The 24,138-nt window shown below is 58.2% G+C and carries 27 protein-coding genes; 21 read left to right on the plus strand and 6 right to left on the minus strand.

Annotated elements, in window-relative coordinates; genetic code table 11:
* Positions 1-35 precede the first annotated feature (35 nt).
* From CFBP5473_RS10090 to CFBP5473_RS10100, 4 genes are all read left to right on the plus strand, one after another.
* Positions 36-734 (plus strand): phosphatidylserine decarboxylase, encoded by a 699-nt coding sequence (locus CFBP5473_RS10090; RefSeq protein ID WP_027675368.1) that lies wholly within the window; start codon positions 36-38, stop codon positions 732-734.
* 22 nt (positions 735-756) lie between these two features.
* Positions 757-1,617, plus strand: coding sequence for a CDP-diacylglycerol--serine O-phosphatidyltransferase (gene pssA / locus CFBP5473_RS10095; protein ID WP_027675369.1), 861 nt, complete (start codon positions 757-759; stop codon positions 1,615-1,617).
* Between the two features lie 204 nt (positions 1,618-1,821).
* Complete coding sequence (locus tag CFBP5473_RS25580) at positions 1,822-1,956, plus strand: hypothetical protein (protein WP_268817466.1); 135 nt, start codon at positions 1,822-1,824, stop codon at positions 1,954-1,956.
* Between the two features lie 251 nt (positions 1,957-2,207).
* Positions 2,208-3,506, plus strand: a complete 1,299-nt coding sequence (locus tag CFBP5473_RS10100) for a GGDEF domain-containing response regulator (protein WP_027675370.1) — start codon at positions 2,208-2,210, stop codon at positions 3,504-3,506.
* A gap of 12 nt (positions 3,507-3,518) precedes the next feature.
* On the opposite strand, the gene CFBP5473_RS10105 is transcribed toward CFBP5473_RS10100, so the two are convergent.
* The gene (locus tag CFBP5473_RS10105) at positions 3,519-4,280 is read right to left on the minus strand and encodes an SOS response-associated peptidase (RefSeq protein WP_027675371.1); all 762 of its coding nucleotides are present in this window, start codon (positions 4,278-4,280) and stop codon (positions 3,519-3,521) included.
* Between the two features lie 3 nt (positions 4,281-4,283).
* On the minus strand, positions 4,284-4,607 hold the full coding sequence (locus CFBP5473_RS10110; protein WP_027675372.1) for a YnfA family protein: 324 nt from the start codon (positions 4,605-4,607) through the stop codon (positions 4,284-4,286).
* Between the two features lie 108 nt (positions 4,608-4,715).
* On the opposite strand from CFBP5473_RS10110, the gene CFBP5473_RS10115 reads away from it, so the two are divergent.
* The 8 genes from CFBP5473_RS10115 (at position 4,716) to CFBP5473_RS10150 (ending at position 9,518) form a co-directional block, all read left to right on the plus strand.
* On the plus strand, positions 4,716-5,396 hold the full coding sequence (locus CFBP5473_RS10115; RefSeq protein WP_027675373.1) for a glutathione S-transferase family protein: 681 nt from the start codon (positions 4,716-4,718) through the stop codon (positions 5,394-5,396).
* Between the two features lie 36 nt (positions 5,397-5,432).
* On the plus strand, positions 5,433-5,855 hold the full coding sequence (locus CFBP5473_RS10120) for an NUDIX hydrolase (RefSeq protein ID WP_027675374.1): 423 nt from the start codon (positions 5,433-5,435) through the stop codon (positions 5,853-5,855).
* 58 nt (positions 5,856-5,913) lie between these two features.
* Positions 5,914-6,336: a TIGR02301 family protein gene (locus CFBP5473_RS10125; protein ID WP_027675375.1), complete on the plus strand. Its 423-nt coding sequence runs from the start codon at positions 5,914-5,916 to the stop codon at positions 6,334-6,336.
* A 105-nt stretch (positions 6,337-6,441) separates the two neighbouring features.
* Complete coding sequence (locus tag CFBP5473_RS10130; RefSeq protein WP_027675376.1) at positions 6,442-6,699, plus strand: hypothetical protein; 258 nt, start codon at positions 6,442-6,444, stop codon at positions 6,697-6,699.
* Between the two features lie 16 nt (positions 6,700-6,715).
* Positions 6,716-7,465, plus strand: coding sequence for a hypothetical protein (locus CFBP5473_RS10135; RefSeq protein ID WP_027675377.1), 750 nt, complete (start codon positions 6,716-6,718; stop codon positions 7,463-7,465).
* 65 nt (positions 7,466-7,530) lie between these two features.
* On the plus strand, positions 7,531-8,379 hold the full coding sequence (gene ygfZ / locus CFBP5473_RS10140; RefSeq protein ID WP_027675378.1) for a CAF17-like 4Fe-4S cluster assembly/insertion protein YgfZ: 849 nt from the start codon (positions 7,531-7,533) through the stop codon (positions 8,377-8,379).
* Between the two features lie 3 nt (positions 8,380-8,382).
* Complete coding sequence (locus tag CFBP5473_RS10145) at positions 8,383-8,994, plus strand: HD domain-containing protein (RefSeq protein WP_027675379.1); 612 nt, start codon at positions 8,383-8,385, stop codon at positions 8,992-8,994.
* Entirely contained in the window at positions 8,991-9,518 is a 528-nt protein-coding gene (locus CFBP5473_RS10150) for a tyrosine phosphatase family protein (protein ID WP_027675380.1), read from the plus strand. Before CFBP5473_RS10145 ends, CFBP5473_RS10150 begins: the two co-directional genes overlap by 4 nt.
* 44 nt (positions 9,519-9,562) lie before the next feature.
* Here the strand turns inward: CFBP5473_RS10150 and xopAW are convergent, their stop codons facing one another.
* Positions 9,563-10,390, minus strand: a complete 828-nt coding sequence (xopAW, locus tag CFBP5473_RS10155) for a XopAW family type III secretion system calcium-binding effector (RefSeq protein ID WP_051441270.1) — start codon at positions 10,388-10,390, stop codon at positions 9,563-9,565.
* A gap of 274 nt (positions 10,391-10,664) precedes the next feature.
* On the opposite strand from xopAW, the gene CFBP5473_RS10160 reads away from it, so the two are divergent.
* From CFBP5473_RS10160 to CFBP5473_RS10170, 3 genes are read left to right on the plus strand one after another with little or no spacing between them, the layout of a single operon-like run.
* Positions 10,665-11,486 (plus strand): mechanosensitive ion channel family protein, encoded by an 822-nt coding sequence (locus CFBP5473_RS10160; RefSeq protein WP_027675381.1) that lies wholly within the window; start codon positions 10,665-10,667, stop codon positions 11,484-11,486.
* A 45-nt stretch (positions 11,487-11,531) separates the two neighbouring features.
* Positions 11,532-11,828 carry a nucleotidyltransferase family protein gene (locus tag CFBP5473_RS10165; protein ID WP_027675382.1) on the plus strand — a complete coding sequence of 99 codons (297 nt, stop codon included), beginning with the start codon at positions 11,532-11,534 and terminating at the stop codon, positions 11,826-11,828.
* Complete coding sequence (locus CFBP5473_RS10170; RefSeq protein ID WP_027675383.1) at positions 11,828-12,190, plus strand: HepT-like ribonuclease domain-containing protein; 363 nt, start codon at positions 11,828-11,830, stop codon at positions 12,188-12,190. The genes CFBP5473_RS10165 and CFBP5473_RS10170 overlap by 1 nt, the downstream gene beginning before the upstream one ends.
* Before the next feature lie 9 nt (positions 12,191-12,199).
* Here the strand turns inward: CFBP5473_RS10170 and CFBP5473_RS10175 are convergent, their stop codons facing one another.
* From CFBP5473_RS10175 to CFBP5473_RS10185, 3 genes are all read right to left on the minus strand, one after another.
* A complete protein-coding gene (locus CFBP5473_RS10175; RefSeq protein ID WP_027675384.1) occupies positions 12,200-13,018 on the minus strand; it encodes an ABC transporter permease in 819 nt (272 codons plus the stop codon).
* On the minus strand, positions 13,015-13,803 hold the full coding sequence (locus CFBP5473_RS10180) for an ABC transporter ATP-binding protein (protein WP_027675385.1): 789 nt from the start codon (positions 13,801-13,803) through the stop codon (positions 13,015-13,017). The genes CFBP5473_RS10175 and CFBP5473_RS10180 overlap by 4 nt, the downstream gene beginning before the upstream one ends.
* 182 nt (positions 13,804-13,985) lie before the next feature.
* Entirely contained in the window at positions 13,986-15,026 is a 1,041-nt protein-coding gene (locus CFBP5473_RS10185) for an ABC transporter substrate-binding protein (protein WP_027675386.1), read from the minus strand.
* A 285-nt stretch (positions 15,027-15,311) separates the two neighbouring features.
* On the opposite strand from CFBP5473_RS10185, the gene CFBP5473_RS10190 reads away from it, so the two are divergent.
* The 6 genes from CFBP5473_RS10190 to CFBP5473_RS10215 all read left to right on the plus strand — a co-directional run bounded on the left by CFBP5473_RS10190 (position 15,312) and on the right by CFBP5473_RS10215 (position 24,137).
* Positions 15,312-16,871, plus strand: coding sequence for a VOC family protein (locus CFBP5473_RS10190; protein WP_027675387.1), 1,560 nt, complete (start codon positions 15,312-15,314; stop codon positions 16,869-16,871).
* A gap of 281 nt (positions 16,872-17,152) precedes the next feature.
* Complete coding sequence (locus CFBP5473_RS10195; RefSeq protein ID WP_027675388.1) at positions 17,153-19,960, plus strand: DUF2339 domain-containing protein; 2,808 nt, start codon at positions 17,153-17,155, stop codon at positions 19,958-19,960.
* A gap of 57 nt (positions 19,961-20,017) precedes the next feature.
* On the plus strand, positions 20,018-20,659 hold the full coding sequence (locus tag CFBP5473_RS10200; protein ID WP_037170976.1) for an HD domain-containing protein: 642 nt from the start codon (positions 20,018-20,020) through the stop codon (positions 20,657-20,659).
* An 8-nt stretch (positions 20,660-20,667) separates the two neighbouring features.
* The gene (locus CFBP5473_RS10205) at positions 20,668-21,513 is read left to right on the plus strand and encodes an MOSC domain-containing protein (RefSeq protein ID WP_027675390.1); all 846 of its coding nucleotides are present in this window, start codon (positions 20,668-20,670) and stop codon (positions 21,511-21,513) included.
* Positions 21,514-21,684: 171 nt separating this feature from the next.
* A complete protein-coding gene (locus CFBP5473_RS10210) occupies positions 21,685-22,167 on the plus strand; it encodes a lipocalin-like domain-containing protein (RefSeq protein WP_051441271.1) in 483 nt (160 codons plus the stop codon).
* Between the two features lie 743 nt (positions 22,168-22,910).
* Positions 22,911-24,137, plus strand: coding sequence for an MFS transporter (locus tag CFBP5473_RS10215; RefSeq protein ID WP_027675392.1), 1,227 nt, complete (start codon positions 22,911-22,913; stop codon positions 24,135-24,137).
* The last annotated feature ends 1 nt before the right edge of the window (position 24,138 follow it).

A 24,138-nucleotide genomic window follows, 5' to 3' on the forward strand; every position in this document is an offset into this window, starting at 1 on the left:
CGGCTGAAAAGTTCAACTTCGGAGAAGAAAGATCAATGAACCTGTTCGACACCATTCGCAACACCATCGTACCGATCCATAAGGAAGGCTACGTTTTCGTCGCGGCTTTCTTCGTGGCATCGCTGGTGCTTGGCTGGATAGCCGAACCTCTCTTCTGGGTCGGCATGGTTCTGACGGCCTGGTGCGCCTATTTCTTCCGTGACCCGGAACGCGTAACGCCGCAGGACGACGACCTGATCATCAGCCCCGCCGACGGCACGGTTTCCGCGATCCAGACGGTCATTCCTCCGCTGGAACTGGAACTCGGCAAGGAGCCGATGGTCCGCGTTTCCGTGTTCATGAATGTGTTCAACTGCCACGTAAACCGCGCTCCCGTGCGTGGCCGTGTCGTCAACGTCGCCTATCGCCCCGGCCTCTTCCTCAATGCGGAAGTGGACAAGGCATCCGAAGACAATGAACGCAACGGCCTCGTCATCGAGACCGCGCATGGCAAGGTCGGCGTCGTACAGATCGCTGGCATGGTAGCGCGCCGCATCGTTTGCTGGGTAAAGCCGAACGAGCCGGTGGATGCCGGTGAGCGTTTCGGTCTCATCCGCTTCGGTTCGCGCCTCGATATCTTCCTGCCGGAAGGTTTCCAGACGCGCGTTTCCGTCGGCCAGACGGCTATTGCCGGTGAAACCGTTCTTGCCGAATTCGGCTCGACAAAGGGTGCCGTCATCAGCCGCCGCGGCTGATGACGTTTCAGGGAGCGTAACAATGGCAGAGCCGACGACGCAGCCAGGCACCAATGGCAAGCATGAGATCAGCAATGACAGCGGAAGAGGCCCACGGCTTCGGGAAATTCCTTTCCGCCTCGTCATTCCCAATCTCGTTACCGTGCTTGCCATCTGCGCAGGCCTGAGCGGCGTGCGGCTGGCCTTCGAAGGCCGCTTCGAACTTGCCGTCGGCATGGTGCTGCTCGCAGCCTTCCTCGATGGTATCGACGGGCGTCTGGCCCGCATGATGAAGGCGACCTCCAAGTTCGGCGCGCAGATGGATTCGCTTGCCGATATCGTCAATTTCGGCGTCGCCCCTGCCCTCGTGCTCTATGCCTATGTCCTCGATCAGGCCCGCTCACTCGGCTGGATTGCCGCTCTCATTTACGTCATCGCCGCAGGTCTGCGGCTCGCCCGCTTCAATGTTATGATCGAGCGGGAAGTGAAAGCGCCATGGCAGAACGAGTTCTTCGTCGGCGTGCCTGCGCCCATGGGTGCCATGCTCGTGCTTCTGCCGGTCTATCTCGGCTTTATCGGGATAGAGCCGGACAAGCCTTTCGCCTATGTCGCGGCAGCCTATACGGTGCTTATCGGTTATTTTCTGATCAGCCGCCTGCCCGTCTGGTCGGGCAAATCCGAAAGCCGCATCCGCCGCGATCTCGTACTGCCCGCCATCCTCATCGTCGTACTCTATGTGGCATTGCTGATGAGTTTTACCTGGGAAGTTCTGGTCGTAACGGTGGCTGCCTATCTCACCTTCCTGCCGTTTAGCGCGCGCATCTGGCACAAGCGCTATGGCACGTTGACCATCGAAGATCACGACCACGAAGACCACGGCGATGGTCTGGACCGGGGCATCTGACGGGTTAATACGCTTCCCCAAAATCAGCCGGGACAACGGCTGGTTTAATCCGGTTTATTTTGTGGCGATGACCGAACACAAAATGTCGCAGACTGCAATTTTCAATTGATTGAATTTGCCTCGAATTCGTCACGATTTCCCACGAGAGAGGACGTCAAGAAAGCCAACGAATCGAAGGCTTCGAGACGATCTCTGGAGAGTGGAATGACAGACACGAAGAAAATCGAGGCACCGGCCAAGCCTGACCTCAACAGCCATTACCAACCCCTCGGCCTCAAAGCCGTCGCAGCCGCCGCAATGATGGTGGCGCGCAAGCCGAAGCAGCCGAAGACGGCCTGATGGCTTCCCGATAAAAATTCGATGATCCGACAGTGGCGCCGCAAGGCGCCATTTTCATTTGGCCGAAGCGCGAGAGGCCTGAACTTCTTTTGATCGAAGAGATGTTCCACCTGTTCACGGCTTTTTAAAATCGCTAAACAACAACTCGATTTTTTACTTCGCAATTCTTTTCTCGATCCGCTTCTTTCCATAACGGATGCATTCGATCGAAAGCCAATTGCCGTATCGTTGCGTTACGAACTGAGATTACCATGCAGGACAAAATTCTTCTCATCGAAGATTCCGTCGCTTTATCGATCTTGCTGAAGAACCGGCTGTCTGCCGATACCGATGCCGAAGTGTTTCACTGCGATAGTCTTGGCGAAGCCTGGGCCCTGATCGGCCAGCATAAATTTACGCTGGCGCTGACCGGCCTCAATCTTCCCGATGCGCCGAACGGGGAAATTCTCAGCATTCTGGAAAAGCACAAGGTTCCTACCATCGTCTTCACCGCCACAGTGGATGAGAAGGCGCGGCAGCATTATGCGGAAAAGAAGATCATCGACTACATCGTCAAGGATGGGCACCGCACTGTCGATACGGTGGTGAAAACGATCGAGCGAATTCTGGCCAACCGGCAGTTTTCCATTCTGGTGGTGGACGATGCCCGCGCTGCGCGCTCCAGCCACGTGGAAATCCTGACGCGGCAGAATTTCAGCGTGCGCGAAGCCTATTCCGGCGCGCAGGCGCTGGAAACGCTGGCGCTGGACCCATCCATCCAGCTCGTTATTACCGATTACTTCATGCCGGATATGGATGGCTATGAGTTGACGCGGCGCATTCGCCTCAAGCGCAGCTCGGAAGACCTGCGCATCATCGGCGTATCGTCTTCTACCGACCGGATGCTCTCCGCCCACTTCCTGAAAGCGGGTGCATCGGACTTCATCTACCGCCCCTTCGTTCCGGAAGAATTGCAGTGCCGCATCGATAACAATATCGAGACGCTGAAGCAGCTGATGCGTCTGCGCGAGCTTGCCGAGCGGGATCATCTGACCGGCCTGCCAAACCGTCGCTCCTTCTTTGACCATGCAAACGCGCTACTTCGCACGATGAATGCGCCCGATGCAGCGCCGCTGCAAGGCTCCATCGCCATCATGGATATCGACCATTTCAAGAAGATCAACGATACGCTTGGGCATGACGCTGGCGACAAAGCGCTGAAGAGACTTGCACGACTTCTTTCCGAAACCTGTGGCCCTGACGGCCACATTGCGGCGCGGCTGGGCGGCGAGGAATTCGCTCTCCTCTTGAAAGGGCTGAACGGAGAGCAGGCATACGAATTCTGCGAGCGCCTGCGTCTTGCCGTGGAAGCCGCTGGTCACGATCTCAGCGGCAGCGACATGGCGCTCACCATTTCCGTCGGTGTTGTGGAAATCGAAAAGGGAGAGCCCATCGATAACCAGCTCACCGCCGCAGACCAGCTTCTTTATATGGCCAAGGCCAATGGCCGAAACCTCGTTTACTCCGACACGATGATTGCGCAAGGATTGATGCGCAGCGCCGGACGCTAAATCGCACGCCCCTCAAAACAGGGAGAGCTGCGTGTCGGACTTCCTGATCGGCACAGGTTTCAGAGGAGCCGCTTCCGTAACCGGCTCTATCAGATCCGGTCCGGTATTGGCGACTTTGTTCACCTTGTCAGACACCGGAATGAAGTCGAAGAAATTCTCATCCGCCGGTCTCATCAGGTGGGCTATCTCGCGCGGCTCCTGCGTCTTGCAGTCCAGCCAGCGGCTGAAATCCTCCGGCGCAATCACCACCGGCATACGGTCATGCACGCGCGACATGGTCTGATTGGCGGCAGTCGTCAGTATCGCGCCGGTGTCCACTTCCGAGCCATCGGCGGAGGACCATGTTTCCATCAGGCCCGCAAAAGCGACGATGCCGCCGTGCTTCGGCTTGATGAAATAAGCCTGCGACTTGCCGCCCTCCTCCTTCGGCGGTCTCTTCCATTCGTAAAAGCCGCTTGCCGGAATGAGAATACGGCGGTGGCGCATCGCGGCGCGAAAGGACGCCTTGCCGATTGCCGTCTCGGCGCGCGCGTTGATCAGCAGCGGAAAAGCCTTCGGGTCTTTCACCCAGCCCGGCATAAAGCCCCAGCGCACCAGCATGGCTTCGCGGTTCGGCAGGTTGCTGCCCGTTTCCTGACGCTCTCCCTCCACCACGATCAATATTGGCTGGGTCGGCGCGATGTTGAAGCGTGCGGGAAATTCATCCAGCCCGATCAGGCTAAGATACTCCGCCACCTCTTCCGGCGATGCCTGTAGAACGAAGCGACCGCACATGGATCAGCCCCTCGGCCCGAGAATGATGAGCGAGGCACCGGCAAGGCAGACGATCCCTCCTGCTATATCCCACCGGTCCGGCACATGCCCCTCCACGCTCCAGAGCCAGATCAGCGATGCCACGATGTAAATGCCGCCATAAGCCGCATAAGCCCGCCCCGCCGCCTCACTCGGCACCAGCGTCAAAGCCCAGGCAAAGGCAGCCAGCGAAACCATACCCGGCACCAGCCACATCACCGATTTCCCCATGCGCAGCCACGCCCAAAAGGCGAAGCAGCCTGCAATCTCGGCAAGCGCTGCGGCGGCGTAGATGAGGTAGAGTTTCATTCCGGGTAGTCCTGACGCGAGCGAATATGGATTGTTTGATTCCTTTGGCGCATCATAGCGAAAGCAATTCGATATTGAACGCTCTTCGTCTACCCATGGAGTGCTGCCATGACATTGAAGCTTTACCTGCATCCACTGTCTTCATTCTGCCAGAAGGTTGTCGTGGCGCTCTATGAAAATGAGACACCTTTTGAACCGGTTATCGTCGACTTCTCCGATTCCGATTCACGATCCGCGCTCTTTGATCGATGGCCGCTCGGCAAGATTCCGGTCCTGCATGATACCGCAACCGACGTGACGCTGCCGGAAACCAGCATCATCATAGAATATGTGCACGAGCACTATCCGGGTACCGTCGAACTGTTGCCGCATAATGCGGCGGAAGCGCTCGATGTTCGGCTGTGGGATCGGTTTTTCGATCTCTATATTCACTTGCCCATGCAACGCATTGTCGCAGAACGTTTGCGTCCACAAGATTGCGCCGATCCGCACGGTATCGCGGAAGCCTATCAGATGATCGACAACGCCTACGCCGTGCTCGAACAACATCTCACTGGGCAGGAATGGGCTGGAGGAGACGAGTTTTCACTGGCCGATTGCTCAGCCGTTCCAGCCCTCTTCTACGCCTCCATCCTGCGGCCGTTCAGCTCAGATTCGCCCAATTTGGCCCGTTACTTCGAACGCCTGATGGAGCGTCCATCCGTGAAACGCGTGATTGCCGAAGCACGGCCCTATTTTCAGTATTTCCCTTACAAGGAGAGGATGCCGCCACGTTTCCTGCAAGGTTGACTGCATAATGTGCGTCTTAACCTTCAAGGATACCGCATGCTTCTGCCTCAGCCAGCCTCTTCCGCAATCATACAGCGTGGCGACCGTGTGTTGCTGGTCAGGCGCATCAATCCACCATCGCAGGATATGTATGCCTTTCCCGGTGGTCGCGGAGAGCCCGGCGAAACGCCGGAGGAGACTGCGCTTCGCGAATTGCTGGAGGAGACAGGCATCACCGCGCATCATCCACAGCTTTTCGCGACCTATGATCTGCCTTCGCGCGATCCTGATGGGCGGGTGACGAGCCACTTCTTTCTGTCGGTGTTTCTGGTGCAGGCGGATGAGGAAGCGGCGGCGCTGGCGGCGGATGATGCCGCGGATGCGGGCTGGTTCACGCTGGAGGACATACGCCGCCTTCCGGCACCGGATAGTGTTGTAGAATGTGCGGAGCGACTGTTGGGCCAGTTGCATGAAAGCTAGAATCATCGCTATCTGCGTAAAGGTTGTTGCAAGTCGATGTTGGGTAGCGCGTAGGTTTATGGCTCGGCGAGTTTGGTTTTTTCTGTGTCTGGTCTTGAGCGCGGCTTTGCCGTCCGCTTCGCTGACCGCTGCGCAGCATGCCGCACCGGCCCCCGCCGCTCCGCAGGAAAGCAAGCCAGCGCCCTATGACGACAAGCTGGCGAGATTGTCCGAAATTCTGGGGGCCGTTCAGTATCTGCGCACGCTTTGTCCGGCCACCGGCAAGGAAGAATGGCGCAAGGCGATGAGCGATCTGCTGGCCGCCGATACCGCCAGCGAGCCGCAGCGCCGCCAGAGAATGACCGCCGCTTTCAACCGTGGATACCGCACCTTCGCCGCCGTTCATACGAGCTGCACACCGGCTGCGATCTCCGCTGAAGAGCAATACCGTAACGAAGGCGCAACACTCGCGCAAGAAATCGCGTCCAGGTTCGGAAATTAGAGGATTGTTAACCTCTTTTCGCCGCAGGCCGTGCCGTTTTGATAAAAGACTGTTAGAGTTGTTAACAGGGTGGTAACGACTTGAACGCCCTGTCGAGGATGAAAGATGCAAACAAGCCGTAACGAAATCCACGATATGATCGTGCATGAAAAGATGCAGGTCGCTCTGGAACATCAGAACGAGGCCTGGGCCGATGGTATGGCCGATGGCATCGAGCCGGAGATCATCGCAGATGCCGCTATTGCTCTGGCCATGCGCGAAACCATCCGCATGCATGGCGAAGCTGGCGCCGAAGCCATGCTCGAATCATTGCGCCAGCGCATGCTCGCAGGCGAATTTTCCCCGCAGCGGATCATTCAGTAAGCGGGAGTTATTATCGATGTTGTGCGCCCGTAACCTTTCCATGCGGTCTTCTGCCGCGCTTTCCGTTGTTCTTTCGCTGACACTTTCCGTGGCAGCCATGCCGCATTCCGCATTTGCGCTATCGGAGCTGAAACCCGGCCCCAACGCCCAGACGGAGCAGGCCCAGGCGCCGAACGCGCAGCAGGCAAATGAACCGGCACAGGTGGAAGGCGATTCCGACGGCATTCCCATGCCCGATCCGCTGGTGAACCGCGCAACCGGTCAGCAGCAGGCAGAGCCAGCGCAGAGCGAAGCGCCGCAGATTTCCGCACAGATCGAGCATGATATCAGCAAGGCGCCGGAACCCGTTCGTCGGCTTCGCCAGTTGATTATCGATGCGGCTTCCAGCGGCGATATCGAAAAATTGCGCCCGCTCATCAATCCCGGTCCCAACCAGACGCGCATCGATGGCGAGGGCGAAGACCCGATTGCCGCGCTGAAGAGTTTTTCAGGCGATCCCGATGGGCTGGAAGTTTTGGCCATCATCCTCGACCTGCTGTCCACGGGCTATGCCCATCTGGATGCCGGAACGCCGGATGACATGTATGTTTTCCCCTATTTCGCAGGCAAATCGCTGAACACGCTGACGCCGCCGGAAAAGGTGGATTTGCTGCGCATCATCACCGCAGGCGATCTGGCGGATATGCAGGAATACGGCAATTACAGCTTCTACCGCATCGGCATTTCGCCGGATGGCCAGTGGAAGTTCTTCGGCGCGGGCGACTGACCCGCGCTTGCCCTCACCCGGCAAAAACCCTAACTGTGGGGTAAACCAAGCTAAACGGTATCCCCATGACGTCCGCCTTTTTATCCGACCGTACATTCATTCGCGTTTCCGGCACAGGCGCGACTGAGTTTTTGCAGAACCTCATCACGACGGATGTGGAAGCTCTGGCGCAGAATGAAGCTCGCCCCGGTGCGCTGCTGACGCCGCAGGGAAAAATCCTCTTCGATTTTCTGATCTCACGGGCGGATGACGGATATTTACTGGAAACAAGCGCGGATCAGCAGGAAGCCCTCCTGCGTCGCCTGACCATGTACAAGCTGCGTGCGCCGGTGGATTTGCAGGCCGAAGATGTGACAGGCGTCAGCCTTTTCTGGGACGAGGATGCACTGGTCGGCAGCGCACGGGATGTTCGTTTTGCCAAAGCTGGGCTGTCTCTTCACCGTCTTCCCGGCCCTTCTGCGGCAGGAGATGCTTCCGCCTATGACGCGCTTCGTGTGGCCCATGGCATCGCTGCGTCGGGTATCGATTACGCTCTTCAGGACGCATTTCCGCATGATGTGCTAATGGATGTGAATGACGGCGTGTCCTTCAAGAAGGGCTGCTTTGTCGGACAGGAAGTCGTCTCGCGCATGAAGCATCGCGGCACCGCACGCCGCCGTGTTGCGCTCGTCTCCGCAGAAAGCGCCCTTCCCGTCTCGGGCACCGACATTGTCGCGGGCGGCAAGCCGATGGGTACGCTCGGCACCGTCAGCGGTAACAAGGGGCTTGCGATCATCCGCATCGACCGCGCGGCAGACGCCATGGCATCCGGCAGCGAAATTACCGTTGGTGGCGTGCCTGTTTCGGTCGCCCTTCCCGAGTGGACGGGCCTCAGCTTTCCATCCGCCGATCCCGCGGCAAGCACCGAGGATTGATCGGTGGCAACGCCCAAAGTTCCGCGCGCATGGCAACGCATGCTTTCCGGCAGGCGGCTCGATCTGCTGGATCCATCGCCACTGGATGTCGAGCTTGCCGATATCGCCCACGGTCTGGCCCGCGTGGCGCGCTGGAACGGCCAGACGCGCGGCGACCATGCCTTTTCCGTTGCCCAGCACAGCCTGATCGTGGAAAGCATCTTCTGCCGCCTGAATGCATCGGCCTCCCCCAATGACATGTTGATGGCGCTGCTTCACGATGCGCCCGAATATGTCATCGGCGACATGATTTCTCCGTTCAAATCCGTCGTCGGCGGCGGTTACAAGAGCGTGGAAAAGCGGCTGGAAGCGGCTGTGCATCTGCGTTTTTCCCTTCCGCCGCATGCCTCCCGGGAACTGAAAGACCGCATCAAGAAGGCCGATACGGTTGCCGCCTTCTTCGAAGCGACGGAACTTGCAGGCTTCTCGCTCGCGGAGGCACAGAAGTTCTTCGGTCTTCCGCGCGGCATCAACCGAGACATGATCGAAATAGAACCGGTTCCGGCGCTGGAAGCGCAGAGCCGCTTCATGGCGCGGTTCGAGACAATCGAAGCGTTGCGCAAGGTAAAATCATGACAGCCATCGTCGTCTCGCCCCTTTCCCGCATTGGAGAGATGGCAGTGCGCCACAAGGCGCGCGAAATGATTACGCTCATTGCGAAGGAACAGGCCTTCCACCGTCCGGCGGTTATTTCAGCTGATCGTCACCTGACGCTGATGATGAACGACATCGCCTTCAAGGGCACGGACAAGCTGATTGCGCCCGATGAAACCCATGTGCAGAGCCTGATAGACTTCGCGCACCAATGGGATCAATCTTCGCCACTGCTCATCCATTGCTGGATGGGCGTCTCGCGCTCTCCGGCAGCAGCTGTCATTGCGGCGCTGGGGCTTTATCCGGATCAGGATGAGACCCTGCTTGCAGCCCGGCTGAGAACGGTTTCGCCCTACGCCACGCCGAATGCCCGTATCATCGAGATCGGTGACACGCTTTTGCAGCGCGGCGGCAAGCTGGCGGCTGCGATCAGGAAAATCGGGCGTGGCGCCGATACGGATGGCAACGTTCCATTCGTTCTTCCGCTTACCGAACCGGCACAATAAAAAACGGCGCCCCGAGAGGCGCCGTTCTTACATCGGGCGAACCATCAAACCGTGATGGATGAAGAGGTGGTTTCCTCGCTGACGCCATAGGACTGATACGCCTTTGAAATCTCTTCCAGCTGCGAAATCAGATCGTCCAGAGACAGGCCGCTGGCGGCAAGGTCGCTGGAAATATCATCGGCGCTTGGCGGAGGCGGTGGTGGTCCATCCGGCTGTCTGGAAGCTTCCAGCTCCTCTTGCGATACCGTGCCGTCGCCATCGCTATCGATCTGGCTGAACAAGCTGGTCGCGTCCTCTTCGCTCACCTCATCCGGGCGAGCGGCAAGAAACTCGGCCTGAGAAACAACACCATCGCCATTCGTGTCCAGAGAGGAAATGCTATCCTCTTCTTCCGCTGGCGGTGGAGGAGGAGCACCGTTGGGAGCGGCGTCCTTGGCGGCCAGTTCTTCAGTGCTGAGCGTGCCGTCGCCATCCGCATCCAACTGCGTAAAGAGATTGTTGGCCATATCCTCGGTAACATCGTCAGGCCGCGCAGAGGTAAATTCCGTCTGCGAAAGCGAGCCGCTGCCATCGGTATCGAGGCTGTTGAAATAGTCGGTTTCGGACTGACCGCTGTCTTGAGAAGCGGTTTCCGTCGATGCACCCTGAGAAAGGTTCATCACCAATGTCATCAGCGTGGATAGAAGCTGATTGAGCGCGCTGCCGCTATCCGTGCTGTCGGATGAAAGCGCTGAGCCGCTGGACGATTTGGTGACGGTAGACGACGTCGATGCGCTGCTATCGTCATAATTGACGGTGCTATCGGCGCTTTTGCTCAGGCTTTGCAGGTTTCTTTCATATTGATAATTATAAGTAGATGAAACGGTGCTCATCCAGGTCTCCCTGTCGGAGTTAGATCCAATATGATGTAAGGGGGGGGGACATGTTCGCGCCACGCAATAAAGGCGAACGGTTATGCTCTATAGTGATTTGCGCCAAACACAAAAAGAATTTGTTAACCATAACTTCTTAGTCTCTCTGATTTCGCAACGGCGAGGACTGGCAAGCCAATTGGCCTCTCGCTTTCCCAACTTTTTCGATTTGTTGCGGAGCAAAAAACGCATCTCGTCGTTTCGGTTTTGACGAGATCAAAGAGGTTAAGGACTTATGGAACAGGGTAACGATATCATCGTGGCATCTCAGGCGGCACTCCGCCAGGCAAGCGCAATGGCCGTGCAATACTCCTTTTCGATCGTGGGGGCGCTGCTGCTTCTGATCGTCGGCTGGATTGCCGCCACCCTTCTCCACCGCTGGGCGTTCGAAGGCCTCTCCCGTATTCGCGGTATCGATGAGACATTGGCAAGGTTCTTCGCGGGGGTCGTGCGCTATGTCGTGATGATCCTCGTTCTCGTCATGGTCCTCGGCCAGTTCGGCGTGCAGACGGCGTCCATTCTGGCCGCATTGGGTGCTGCGGGTCTCGCCGTTGGCCTTGCGCTTCAGGGCACGTTGCAGAACATCGCGGCGGGCATCATGCTGCTCGTGCTGCGCCCTTTTCGCGTCGGCGAATATATCGAAACCTCCGCTGTGACCGGAACCGTCATCGAGATCGGCCTTTTCGCAACCGAGCTGAAGACCAGCGATGGTCTCTACCGCCTCGCCCCCAACTCGACGCTGTGGAACGTGCCAATCACCAATTACAGCCGCTTCCCCTCGCGTCGCCATGAATTGAGCGTGACGGTTCCCAAGGGCGAGAGCCTTGCTGATGCGCAGGATATGCTGATGCAGATCGCCCGCTCCGACAGCCGCGTGCTGCTGGACCCTGCCCCCACCACCTTCATCGATTCCGCCAGCGCCGACAGCGCCACCGTCACCCTGCGTTACTGGGCCCGCAGCGACACCTGGTTTGCAACGACCCGTGCCGTGACCAAGGCAATGAAGCTGGCTTTCGACGAGAGGGACGCACAGGTAAGCGCGCAGCCTGCAGAATAATCACAGCTATGGATGAAAAAGCCATCATCGTGTACGGTTGCAACCATGGAAAAGCGAACAGCAATAGAGAAGCTTAAAGCGCGCGCCGATGCGATGAAAAGCATGGGCGCGACATCTCTTTTTCTGTTCGGGTCCACGGCGCGCGACGAAGCCAATGTGAGAAGCGATCTGGATCTCTTTATTGATTACGATCCTGAAATTCGCTTTTCGCTGATCGATCTCATCAGCATCAAACAGTTTCTGGAAGAAGAACTGGACGTCGAAGTCGATCTCACGACGCGGACGAGCCTTCACCCCCAACTGCGCAATGCTATCGAGCTTTCCGCAGTCCGGGTTTTTTGATGGCGATGCGCAGCAATGGGCCTGTTCTTTCCGAAATGCTTGACGCCGTCATCGGCATCAAGACGCATACTTTCGGAAAGAGCCTCACCGAGTTCGAGCAGGATTGGCTGCTCAAACTCGCGGTCCAAAGAGCGCTCGAGATCATTTCTGAAGCGGCGCGCCATTTGCCGGATGACCTCACCGCACTTGCGCCAGACGTGCCGTGGAAGCAAATCCGCGGCATCGGAAATATCCTGCGTCACGAGTATCACAAGATCGCCGATGACGTGGTTTGGGCTGTCGTCACGGATCACATCCAGCCTCTTGAAGACGCGGTTCGCTTGATGATGCGCGCGACCACCGGAAGCAGCCCCTCACGATAGATTTACCCGTCACTGCCCCATCGTTGAGCGATGGGCCCAGCCGGTCATGCGTTTTTCGACCCATGCCATGACGGCGTACATGGCTATGCCCTCGACGGCCAGCATCAAGAGGCCCGCGAAGACGAGAGGGACGTTGAACTGGCTTTGGGCGGAGCTCATCATGTTCCCGAGGCCGTAATTGGAGGCGACGGTTTCGGAGACGACGGAGCCGACGAAGGCCAGCGTGATGGCGATTTTCAGCGAGCCGAAGAAGTATGGCATGGAGCGGGGAATGCCCACCTTCAGCATGATGTCCATTTTCTTTGCGCCGAGTGCACGCAGCACGTCTTCCGTCTCCGGCTCGATGGTGGCGAGACCTGTCGCGACGTTCACGACAATCGGGAAGAAGGAGATGAGGAAGGCGGTCAGCACGGCAGGCACGGTGCCGATGCCGAACCAGATGACGAGGATGGGCACCAGCGCGACCTTGGGAATGGCGTTGAAGCCGATCATCAGCGGGTAAAGTCCTGCATAGATCGTCTTCGACCAGCCGATGAAAAGGCCGATGCCGAGGCCTGCGACGACCGCAATGGCAAAGCCCAGCGTCGTCGTATAGAGCGTTTGCAGCGAGTTTTTCCAGATCGGCGACCAGTACTGCACCACCGCCTGACCGACGCGGATGGGAGACGGCAGGATCGTCTGCGGCATTTTCAGCGCGTAGACCAGCAGTTCCCACGCTGCGAAAAGTGCGATTGTATAGAGCCACGGCGCAGCCTTGACCCAGTTCATTCTCGCGATCAAAGGCTTCGGCGGTTCTGCGGCGACCTGGCTTTCGACAATCGCACTCATGCCGCCACCCGCGCCTGCGCGATTTCGCCATGCAGTTCCTGAACCATATCGTTGAAGCCTTTTTCATACATCAGGGAAAGCTGGCGCGGGCGCTCGAAAGGTACGCGATGTTCCGCCAGCACCCTGCCCGGCCTCGCGCTCATCACGAAAATCTTGTCGGCAAGGAAAGTCGCCTCGCGCAGATCATGCGTCACCAGAATGATCGTGACGCGCTGTGCGGCGTGTAGATCGCGGATGACGCACCACAGTTCCTCGCGGGTGAAGGCATCCAGCGCGCCGAAGGGCTCGTCCAGCATCAGCAGTTCCGGCTCGTGGATCAGCGCGCGGCACAGATTGGCGCGCTGCTGCATGCCGCCGGAAAGTTGCCATGGATATTTCGAGCCGAAACCCTTCAGCCCCACGATTTCGAGCAGCCGCTCTGCCTTCGCCACATATTCCGCCTTGTTGGCCCGCAGGCGATGCCGATATTTCTCCACGATTTCCAGCGGCAGCAGAATGTTTTCCAGCGTCGTGCGCCAAGGCAGCATAGTGGGGTTCTGGAACGCCATGCCAACAATGGACACCGGCTCCGTGACCTGCTTTCCGGCGACGATGACATGGCCGCGCTGGGGAATGTGCAAGCCGGTAACGAGCTTCATCAGGGTCGATTTTCCACAGCCGGACGGACCGACCACAGCGGCGAATTCACCCTTGTCCACCGTCAGGTGTAGGCCTGAAACGGCAAGCGTTCCCGACGCCCCGCCATAGCGCATGTCCACGCCGTCGATTTCTACCAGATGAGGCATACCTCTGATTCCTATGTGTTTTCCATGCACCGTTGCAGAGGTGCAGGAGGCTACCACCCACTCGACGTCATCCTCGGGCTTGACCCGAGGATCCAATCACGTCGCAAAGAGCGGAGGCGTCTATGGATGCTCGGGTCAAGCCCGAGCATGACGGTGGGGAGATAGGCTTGACGCTACCAGCCTCAAGGCAACATCCGCTCATCCTTTGCGGGCAGATAGCTGGCATCGAACACCTGCTCGGCCTTCAGATTGCCCTTCAGCCCAATCGAAACCTTCAGCGTTTCCATGGAGGCCGCAAGCCGTGCCGGGTCGATGCCGCCCATGCCGTTTTCGATCACGTAGGGTGTCTTGATGTTCATCGCGTTCGCCATGGTCAAGCGCTGCAATTCGATGTCGCTGTTCAGCGTTTCGTTGCGCTTGAGGACGGCCGCCACACCCTCTTCCGGGTTCTTCACGGCATCGGCAAAACCCTTTGCCAGAGCCTTCAGGAAGCCTTTGACGGCTTCTGGATTTTCCGTAGCGAAATCAGTGTTTACCAACACGGCGTTGCCATAAAGATTCAAGCCATGCTCCGCCATCAGGATGGTGGAGATGTCATCGTCCGAAATCCCTTGAGCCTTGAGGTTCAGGATCACCGAAAAGGCGAAGCCGAAAACCGCATCGACATCGCCCTTGGCAAGCATCGGCTCGCGCACGGGAAAGCCGATCGATTCGATTTTGATGTTGCTGTCATCGATCTTGGCGACCTGCTTGAATGCCTTCCACTGCGCAAACGCGCCATCCGGCGGCGGCGCACCGAGCTTCTTGCCTTCGAGCGACTTGGGATCGTCCGTTACGCCCAGCGCCTTGCGTCCCACGACTGCGAAGGTCGGGCGCTCGTAGACCATGTAAACGGCCTTCACCTTCTGAGACGGGTCTTCGTCCAGAAACTTCATGACCGAATTGATGTCGCCGAATCCAATCTGGTAAGCGCCGGTGGCAACGCGCGGAATGGCTTCCACCGAGCCATTGCCGCTATCGATAGTGACATCAAGACCCTCGGCCTTGAAGTAACCCTTGTCGAGCGCGAGCAGAAATCCGGCGGATGGACCTTCGAACTTCCAGTCGAGCGTGAATTTTATCGGCGTTTTCGCGAAGGCTGGCAGGGGTACGGTGGAGATGCCTGCGAGCAAACCAATAGCGGCCAAAGCCGCTGTTTTAGAAAACAGCCTTCGCGTTACCATTCTGAAATTTCCCTCTGGAGGTTTTTTATGTCGTTTGTGTCATACAAACCAATTTCCGCCATGATGGCAAGAACTAATAGCTCATATTTTGATCAAAAAATTATTTGCGCAAAAATGCGCCATATTCCTGTCTGCGCTTGGGCAACAACGCTATTTTGTGGGCAGCAACAAACGCTTGTCACATCATTGTTCACAAGATGAACACATCGTTCGCAACCGGCGGGATTGCGAAAAGCTTTAAGCCGAAGAACATAGCGCCACGAATGAAATCCGGAGAAACCCGAAATGACATCCGCCCTCGGCATCCACCACATCACCATGTTGACGCGCAAGGTGCAGGCTAATGTGGATTTCTATGCGGGCTTTCTGGGCTTGAGGCTGGTGAAGCGCACGGCCGGCTTCGAAGATGCCATGCAGCTTCATCTTCTCTATGGCGATTATTCCGCCTCCCCCGGCTCGCTGATGACGTTTCTCGTTTGGGAAGATGGCGGACAGGGGCGCGTGGGTTATGGCCAGACGCTGGAAGTTTCGCTTGCCATCGATCCCGCCAGCATCGGTTTCTGGCTGACGCGCGCGCTTCAGGCAGGCGTGCGCACCGAAGGACCGATGGAAGAGTTCGGCGAGCCTGTCATCCGCCTCAAGGACCCGGATGGCATCATCATCAAGCTCGTTGGTACCGATGCCTTCCCGGAAGCTGAGCCGCATGAGGCACCGGGCATTCCGCTCGAACACGCCATTCGCCGCATTCGCGGCGCAACGATGCTGAGCGAAGTGCCGGAAGAAACGGAGAGCTTTCTGGCGAAGCATTTCGGCTATGTTAGGCAGGAGCAGCAGGGCTCCATCCGCCGCATGTCCTCCACATCTGGCGATATCATCGATGTACGCGATGCGACCGGCTTCTGGTCCAGCGCGCCGGGCACCGGCACGGTGGATCACATCGCCTTCCGCGCCCGCGATATGGACGATCTGACGGAAACCCTGAGCGCGCTCAAATCGCTGAATTCCTCCACCACAAACGCCCATGATCGCAAATATTTCTATTCGCTCTATGTGCGCGAACCCGGTGGCGTGCTGATTGAAATGGCAACGGATGCGCCCGGCATGACGGTGGATGAGGCGCTGGAAACACTTGGGCAGGAACTGTTCATTCCGCCGCTCTTCATGCGCGATGAAGAGGATGTGCGCGTAGCGCTGCCGCAATTTTCCATGCCGGGAGAAGAACGCGTCATCTATCGCGACCTGCCCTTCGTTCACCGCTTCCACACGCCTGCCGAGCGGGATGGCAGCGTCATCGTGCTGTTGCACGGGACCGGCGGCAGCGAGACCAGCCTGATGGCAATGGCGCATCGTGCAAACCCCAACGCAACGCTTCTCGGCGTGCGCGGGCGCAGCACGGAAGAGGACGTGGCCCGCTGGTTCCGCCGCTTTGCCGACCTTACATTCGATCAAAAGGACATAGCAGCCGAAGCGGAAGCCTTTGCAGCCTTCATGGAAGGTGCGGTGCACGCCTATGGCATCGAGCGCGAAAAGCTCAGCTTCATCGGCCACTCCAACGGCGCAAACTTCCTCACCGCCTTCTTCGCCCTGCACCCGGAATGGGCCGCAGATACCCTGCTGCTTCGCCCCATGCCCGTTCTGGACCATTGGCCCCCAGCGGATTTTACCGGAAAACGCTTCCTGCTGGCCGCGGGAGAAACCGACAGGCATCGCGACAAGGCGCATGAACTGGCGGCAATTCTGGAAGGTAACGGCGCGAAGGCTGAGGTGAGGATTTTGCCCAATAGCCATGATCTTGGATTTGAGGATGTGGAGTTGGCGAAGGAGTGGGTTGCTGTGGGTGCATAAAGATAGGCCTGAACCCCTCACTTGCAATTTCTAACACTTAGCTTTCAGCTAAGATGTTGAAATTGCTTTCTCTCCCACAAGGGGAGAGATAGGGTGGGCGCCTCGCCGCTTACACCGCTACCTCTACCCTTGTGGGAGAGGAAGAAAAATCATGATCTTAGCTTCAGCTAAGTCATAGATTTTTCAGGTGAGGGGTCAGGCTTACTTCCCCAAATCCACAACCAAGCTTGCACACACCGCAATAAAAGGCTTTAAAAAACAGGACTGTACGCGGAGTGCTCATGACGTCCTTCCTGCTTCTTCTTATCGTCGGCTATGTGGTTGCGTTTTTCTACACGCTGAATGCCAGCATAAAGAATTCCAGACGCCTTGGGGAGCTGGAAAAGGAAGTCTCGGCGCTGAAGGCGCAGGCTGCGGCGGGCGTCGCGCCTGTAGCACCAGAAGCGACGGTGCAGGAAGCTGCGGCAATCCAGGAAGAGAACGCGGAAGCAGCAGCCTTCCAAGCTGAAGACGAACCGGAAGAAGACACGCCAACGCCAGCAATCGCAGCGCAGGTCACGGCAGAAGATGTAACGCAGGAAGACGTCGCTTCGGCACAGTCGATGCCACCGTCTACGCCTCCAGCGATAGCAGCACCCGTTGCGCCTCCAGCGAAAGAAAGCTTCGAAAGCAGGCTTGGCGCACGCTGGGCTGTGTGGGCTGGCGGCCTGGCGCTCGCGTTGGGTGGCATTTTCCTCGTCAAATATTCCATCGAAAGCGGCCTTCTGAGCCCTGCCGTGCGGCCGGCGATGGCGGCCATATTCGGGCTTCTGCTTGCCGCTGCCGGTGAAGCGGTTCGGCGAAAGGCCGTGCCGGGCATCGCTGCCGCCTATTCCAACGCCATGATCCCCGGCGTGCTGACAGCCGCTGCATCGCTCACGCTCTTCGGCGTGGTGTACGCGGCATACGGCATCTACGATTATATCGGCCCTACCTCTGCCTTCATCGCGCTCGCACTCGTGGCCTTCGCGACGCTGGGTCTTTCCCTGCTTCACGGACAGGCACTCGCCGGGCTCGGCCTCTTCGGCTCCATGGTAACGCCTGCGCTGATTTCCACCGAAACGCCCAGCATATGGACGCTCTTCATCTTCCTCACCGTTTCATGGGCGGCGACTGCGCTTGCGGCGCGCAGCCAGCGCTGGCATGTCGTTCCGGCACTTGCCAATATCGGCATGGGGCTGTGGGCGCTGGGTTACATGACCTTTACGGACCTCGTGGAGATAGAGCCCGTTCTCGCAGGCCTGCTTGCCATGGTGGCGGGAACGATCTGGATATGGCCGGGCAAGGCTTATGAGCATTCCCGAGATCTGGAAATCCATGCGGCTAAGTCGGACAGCTACTTCCCTGCCGTGGCTGAGTTGCTGGGCAGGCCGCCGCTCTTCATCAACATTACCGTCGCTCTCGCAGTCGTGCTGCCAGCCATAGCTCTTTCCGGGATGACGACTGCGATAACCATGCATCCGGCCTTCGCCGTTGCCGTTCTTGTCATAGGGCTTGGCGCACTCGGTGCCGGTCGGCAAAATGCAGTATGGCCGGCCATTTTCGCTGCCCTTGCGGCATTGGGCTGCGCCAATCTGATGGCGCAAATCGGCCTCGATTTTCTTCCGGCACTCGATGGCCGCGGTGGCGTAACCGCACCTTCCGCCGTCCCAATCGATAACACCATTCAGGCGTCGATCACCCGCATAATAGGCGTTCTGTTTCTGCTATTCAGCATCGTTGCCATGCGGCGCAAGACAGTGAACGATCCGCGCTTCGGTACGCTTTGGGCCCTCATCGGCGCAACGGTGCCGCTCGGTCTCGGCATCATCAGTTTCGTCGAATACGGCAATCTGACGCGAGATTGGCTGCACGCCGCCTATGGGCTTGCCGTAGGCTTCGTTCTATTCGGCTTCGCCTATCGCTTCGACAGGAAGGCTGAGCCCGCGTTTCATTGGCCGGTCAACATTATGGTCTTGGGCTCCTTCCTCGGCTTTACGCTCACCATTCACACGCTGACCTCAGGTCTCGCAACCATAATCCTCATTCCGGTTCTCGGTTTTGGTTATGTGCTGGCGGCGCGGTATCGCAACTGGCCAGCCCTCCCCTGGGTCATGGCGGTGGCCAGCCTGTTCGTGCTGGGTCGCATTGCCTGGGAACCGACAATCGTAGGCCCGCAAAGTCTGGGCACGACGCCGCTCTTCAATGCATTGCTGCCGGGCTACGGAGTTCCTGCGCTTCTTGCGGTCGCTTCCGCGTGGATGCTGCGAGACTGGCCGGGTGTTCGCATCAAAAACTTCCTCCAGGCCATCGCAAGCCTCATGGCGCTCTTGGCCATTGCCATCCTCGTGCGCCACGCCATGAATGGCGGCGTGCTGAATGATGCGGTGCCGACGCTTGGGGAACAGTCCATCTATACGCTGCTGACGATCGGTATGTCCGGCGTTCTAATGACGCTCGACATGAAGAGCCCGAGCCCGATTTTCCGCTATGGCTCCATGGTGGCCGGTGGCATTGCCATGGTGAATGTGCTGATCGCCCATTTCTTCGGGCTCAACCCCTATTTCACCGGCGAGAACACAGGCTCATGGCCATTCGTCAACCTGCTCCTGATCGGCTATCTCCTGCCCGGCATTGCCTATGCGGGTCTGGCCTACTATGCGCGCGGCAAGCGACCGCAGTTTTATGTCACGCTGCTTGCGCTTTCCGGTGCCGCACTCGGTTTTGCCTGGGCAACGCTTTCCGTGCGCCGCTTCTGGCAAGGTGAAAATATCGCGGACTGGAAGGGCTTCCTTCAGGGCGAGACCTATAGCTACTCGGTGGTGTGGCTCGCCATCGGCGTACTTCTGTTGGCACTCGGCTCGCGCTTCGATGCCAAGAGCCTGCGGCTCGCCTCTGCAGCACTTGTATTGCTGGCTGTCGCCAAGGCCTTCCTTATCGATATGAGCAATCTCGAGGGTGTGCTTCGCGCGCTTTCCTTCATCGGGCTCGGTGTGGTGCTGATTGGTATCGGTCTGTTCTACCAGAAAATATTGACCTCTCGCCCAAAGGAAGCCGTGGCGCAAGAGTGATTGCGCCACGCATTCGCGCTGTCTAAAACGCAATTCCATATCTTAAGAGAATCGCCGATGCTCGCCCAATCCTTCGCGCCTTACGAGGCGCTTGCCGAAACGCTGATACCGCATGCGGCGGAGGGCGATGATGGCTCGCACGATCTGGCGCATATCCACCGCGTTTTCCGCAATGCCATGCGCATTCACGCTGAAGAAGGCGGCAAAGGAACGGTGCTGGCGGCAAGCGTGCTTCTGCATGATTGCGTGGCGGTGGAGAAGAATTCGCCGTTGAGATCGCAGGCCTCCCGCCTTGCTGCCGAAAAGGCGAGCCTTGTTTTAGGCGATATGGGCTGGGAAAGCGCGGATGTCGAGGCCGTGGCCCATGCCATTCTCACCCACAGTTTTTCCGCCAACATAGCGCCGGAAACGCTGGAGGCGAAAATTTTACAGGATGCGGACCGGCTGGATGCCATCGGCATGGTGGGCGCCGCCCGCTGTTTTTATATTGCAGGTCGCCTCGGTTCGGCGCTCTATGATCCGGCAGACCCGCTGGCCAGCAACCGCCAGCTGGACGACCGGCGTTTTGCCATTGACCATTTCGAGAACAAGCTGTTCAAACTTGCCGATGGCTTCCAGACCGAAGCGGGCAGACAGATTGCCAGAGAGCGTCACGAGCGCCTGAAACAGGTGCTCGATATGTTTCTGGACGAAATTTGAGGACGACAATGCGCATCACCGAGCTCAACATCTATCCCGTAAAAAGCGCGCGTGGCATTTCGTTGCCGCAAAGCGCCATTTCTGCCGAAGGTCTACCCGGAGACCGCCGCGCGATGCTGGTCGATCCATCCGGCAATTTCGTCACGCAAAGAGAACTGACGTCGCTCGCCACCCTGAATGTGATGCCGGAGCAGAACGGCTACCGCATTTCCGCCGAAGGCAAGGGAGAGGTTCTCGCCCTGCCCTCCGCATCGCGGCTGGATGTGACCGTGTGGCGATCCACGGTCAGTGCGGCCATCGCTCAGGATGATGTGAATGAAACTCTCTCGGAGTGGCTGGGGCAGGAGTTGAAGCTGGCCTTTTTCGATGGCCAGTCGAGCCGCCTTGCCAATCTGGAATGGACCGGCAGCGAAACGCCCATCACCTTCACCGATGGCTATCAGATACTCGTCACCACGACCGCCTCGCTCGCAGCGCTGAACGAAAACATGAATGCGAACGGCGAAGACAGCGTCGGCATGGAACGCTTCCGCCCCAACATCGTGCTTGAAACCGATGAGCCTTGGGCCGAAGACCAATGGGCCGCAATCGAGATCAACGGCATCCGCTTCGACCTCGTAAAGCCCTGCACCCGCTGCATCATGACGACGCAGGATCAGCAGACCGGCTCCCGCGATGTGCCCTCCCCGATGAAGGCCATGGGCCGCCTGCGCATGTCCGCCGACCGCCGCGTCCCCGGCGTGCTGTTCGGCTGGAACCTCACGCCGCGTGGCGAAGGTGTGATTGCCGTGGGGGATATCGCGCGCGTCGTGGAGCGACGGGATGAAGCCTGGCCACTCAAAAAGCGCGGTTGATCTCCGCTTCACGGTTATCGCTGGCAAATGATCAGTTGAGCGCTGCACGGATGTTCCCGCAGCGCAAAATCATCCGGCGTAAAAATTTTAGGTATTTTTTAAAAGGTTTCGATACCCGGGGCCGCATATATCGACCGCCATTGGATTAATTCATTGAGAGCAATCAACACCATGAAAACGAGATTTTTGACGGTAGCTGCACTGTTCCTCGCAGCTTCAGCGACCGGACGCGCACAGGCTGAAGATGCATCGCTGACGGGCTCTTGGCGCCTTGTAAGCTACGAGGTCGAATCCCAGGACACCGGAAAGAAAATTCCGGCAATGGGCGATCATCCAACCGGACGGGTCATTTTCACGGACGATCACCGCGTTGCCTTCGTGCTGACTGGCGAAGGCAGAAAGTCAGGCGCTGGAGACGCGGACAAGGCGGCACTGTTGAATACGCTGGTTGCCTATACCGGAACAGAGGAAACCAAGAACGACGAATGGTGTACCCATGTGGAAGCCGCATGGAACCCCGAATGGGTCGGCACCACCCAATGCCGCAAATTCCGCCGCACCGGCGACCGTCTGGAGGTGCTAACCCCCTGGCGACAAATGCCCAACTGGCCGGGCACGACACGGTCAATCGTTACATTCGAACGAGATAAATGAGTTCGAATACCGGGGTGCCCCGTCATGATCGGTTGAATTCTCGAAGGGGGTCTGACTTCGTTTGGCACCCCACATCAAATGCACTGATGCCGGGTCAAGCCGACTCGCTTTCCCACACAGTTGCCGAAGTCGGGTAGCGCAACGGCTCCCCTCCCTCGGCGTCATCCTCTGGCTTGACCCACTGCTGTCCGGTTTAGATTCCTTAGCACTTTATGCAAGGCCAGAGGCTTGAGGAGAGACGGTAAATCCGCCCGCAACCGTCATCCTCGGCCTTGTGCCGAGGATCTACCAACGTCAACAAAATCAATCGGTTGCAGATCCTCGGGACAAGCCCGAGGATGACGGAGGTGGGCTTTGCGATGCTCTTCGTCCCCCCGGCAAATATCGTTCTCTTGTAACGACGTCAAAATGGCAGAAAAACATACAAAGTGGAGCAGGATTAATAAGCTTAAGGCTACTCCGAAAATCTAAACCGGACAGCAGTGGGCTTGACCCGAGGATCCACAACCGTTTGATTTCGTTGATGGCGATGGATCCTCAGCTCAAGGCCCAGGATGACGGCAGTGGGTGTGGCGATGGAGACACACATCCCGCGCCAGTCCTCCGTCTGCGCCCCAAAATCACGATGTGCACTCAACACAACGCCCCCACCCCATCAATCCCCTTGATACACACGTCAAGAAAAGTCGCTGGCGCTCAACATTGCAGATGAATAATATCCTTCCACTATCTGGAGGAAAATCATGTCCGCTGTGTCGAGCCAAACAACCTGTCGGCCAATGCCGTGGTTGATCATCATTGCGGGGTCTTTGATTGCCGTGCTGACCTTTGGGCCGCGTTCGGCCATGGGGTTCTTTCAGTTGCCCATGCTGGCGGATACGGGGTGGGATAGGTCTACATTCGGGCTTGCCATGGCGTTGCAGAACCTGTTCTGGGGGCTTGGCCAGCCCTTCTTCGGCGCTATGGCCGATAAGTTCGGCACGGGGCGGGTGCTTATTCTTTCCGGTATTATCTACGCCACCGGGCTGCTCTGCATGTCCTTCGGCACATCGCCTTTCTGGCTGCATTTCGGTGGCGGCGTTCTGGTGGGGCTTGGGGTGGCGGCAGGTTCCTTCAGCGTCATTCTCTCGGCCTTCGCCCGCCATGTTACGCCGGAGCAGCGCTCCATGGCCTTCGGCATCGGCACGGCTGCCGGGTCTGCGGGCATGTTCATCTTTGCGCCCATCAGTCAGGGGCTGATTTCCACTTACGGATGGTCTGACAGCCTTGTCTGGCTCAGCGTCATGATGCTGCTGGTGCCCCTGCTGGCGTGGCAGCTTCGGGGCAATTCCTCTTCCGGATCGCAGTCTCAGGCGCAGTTCAAGCAGACGGCTGGCGAAGCATTGAAGGAGGCTCTGGGCCACAAAAGCTATCTGCTTTTGACGACCGGCTTCTTCGTCTGCGGCTTTCAGGTGGCTTTCATCACGGCTCATTTTCCCGCTTATCTGGGCGATATCGGCATCGAGCCGCGCTACGCCGTCATTGCCATGGCGCTGATCGGGTTTTTCAACATCTTCGGCTCGCTGGCCGCAGGCTTCATCGGGCAACGTTATTCGAAGCCCTACTTCCTTGCCTATATCTATATCGGTCGGTCCATCGCGGTCACGGCGTTTCTGCTGCTGCCGCAGACGCCGGTCTCCGTCATCATCTTTGCCGCTGTCATGGGCGTGTTGTGGCTTTCCACCGTGCCGCCGACGAACGGCCTCGTCGCTATCATGTTCGGTACGCGCCATCTCGGTATGCTGGGCGGCGTCGTGTTCCTCTCGCACCAGATCGGATCGTTCCTCGGCGTCTGGCTCGGCGGCTTCCTCTATGACAGGCTCGGCTCTTACGATGTCGTCTGGTGGCTGGGCGTGGCGATGGGATTGTTTGCCGCCGTCGTGCATTGGCCGATACAGGAACGGCCCGTGATCCGCCCGGCAATGGCCTGAT

The sequence above is a fragment of the Agrobacterium larrymoorei genome, assembly GCF_005145045.1.
In the GTDB taxonomy this organism is placed as follows: domain Bacteria; phylum Pseudomonadota; class Alphaproteobacteria; order Rhizobiales; family Rhizobiaceae; genus Agrobacterium; species Agrobacterium larrymoorei.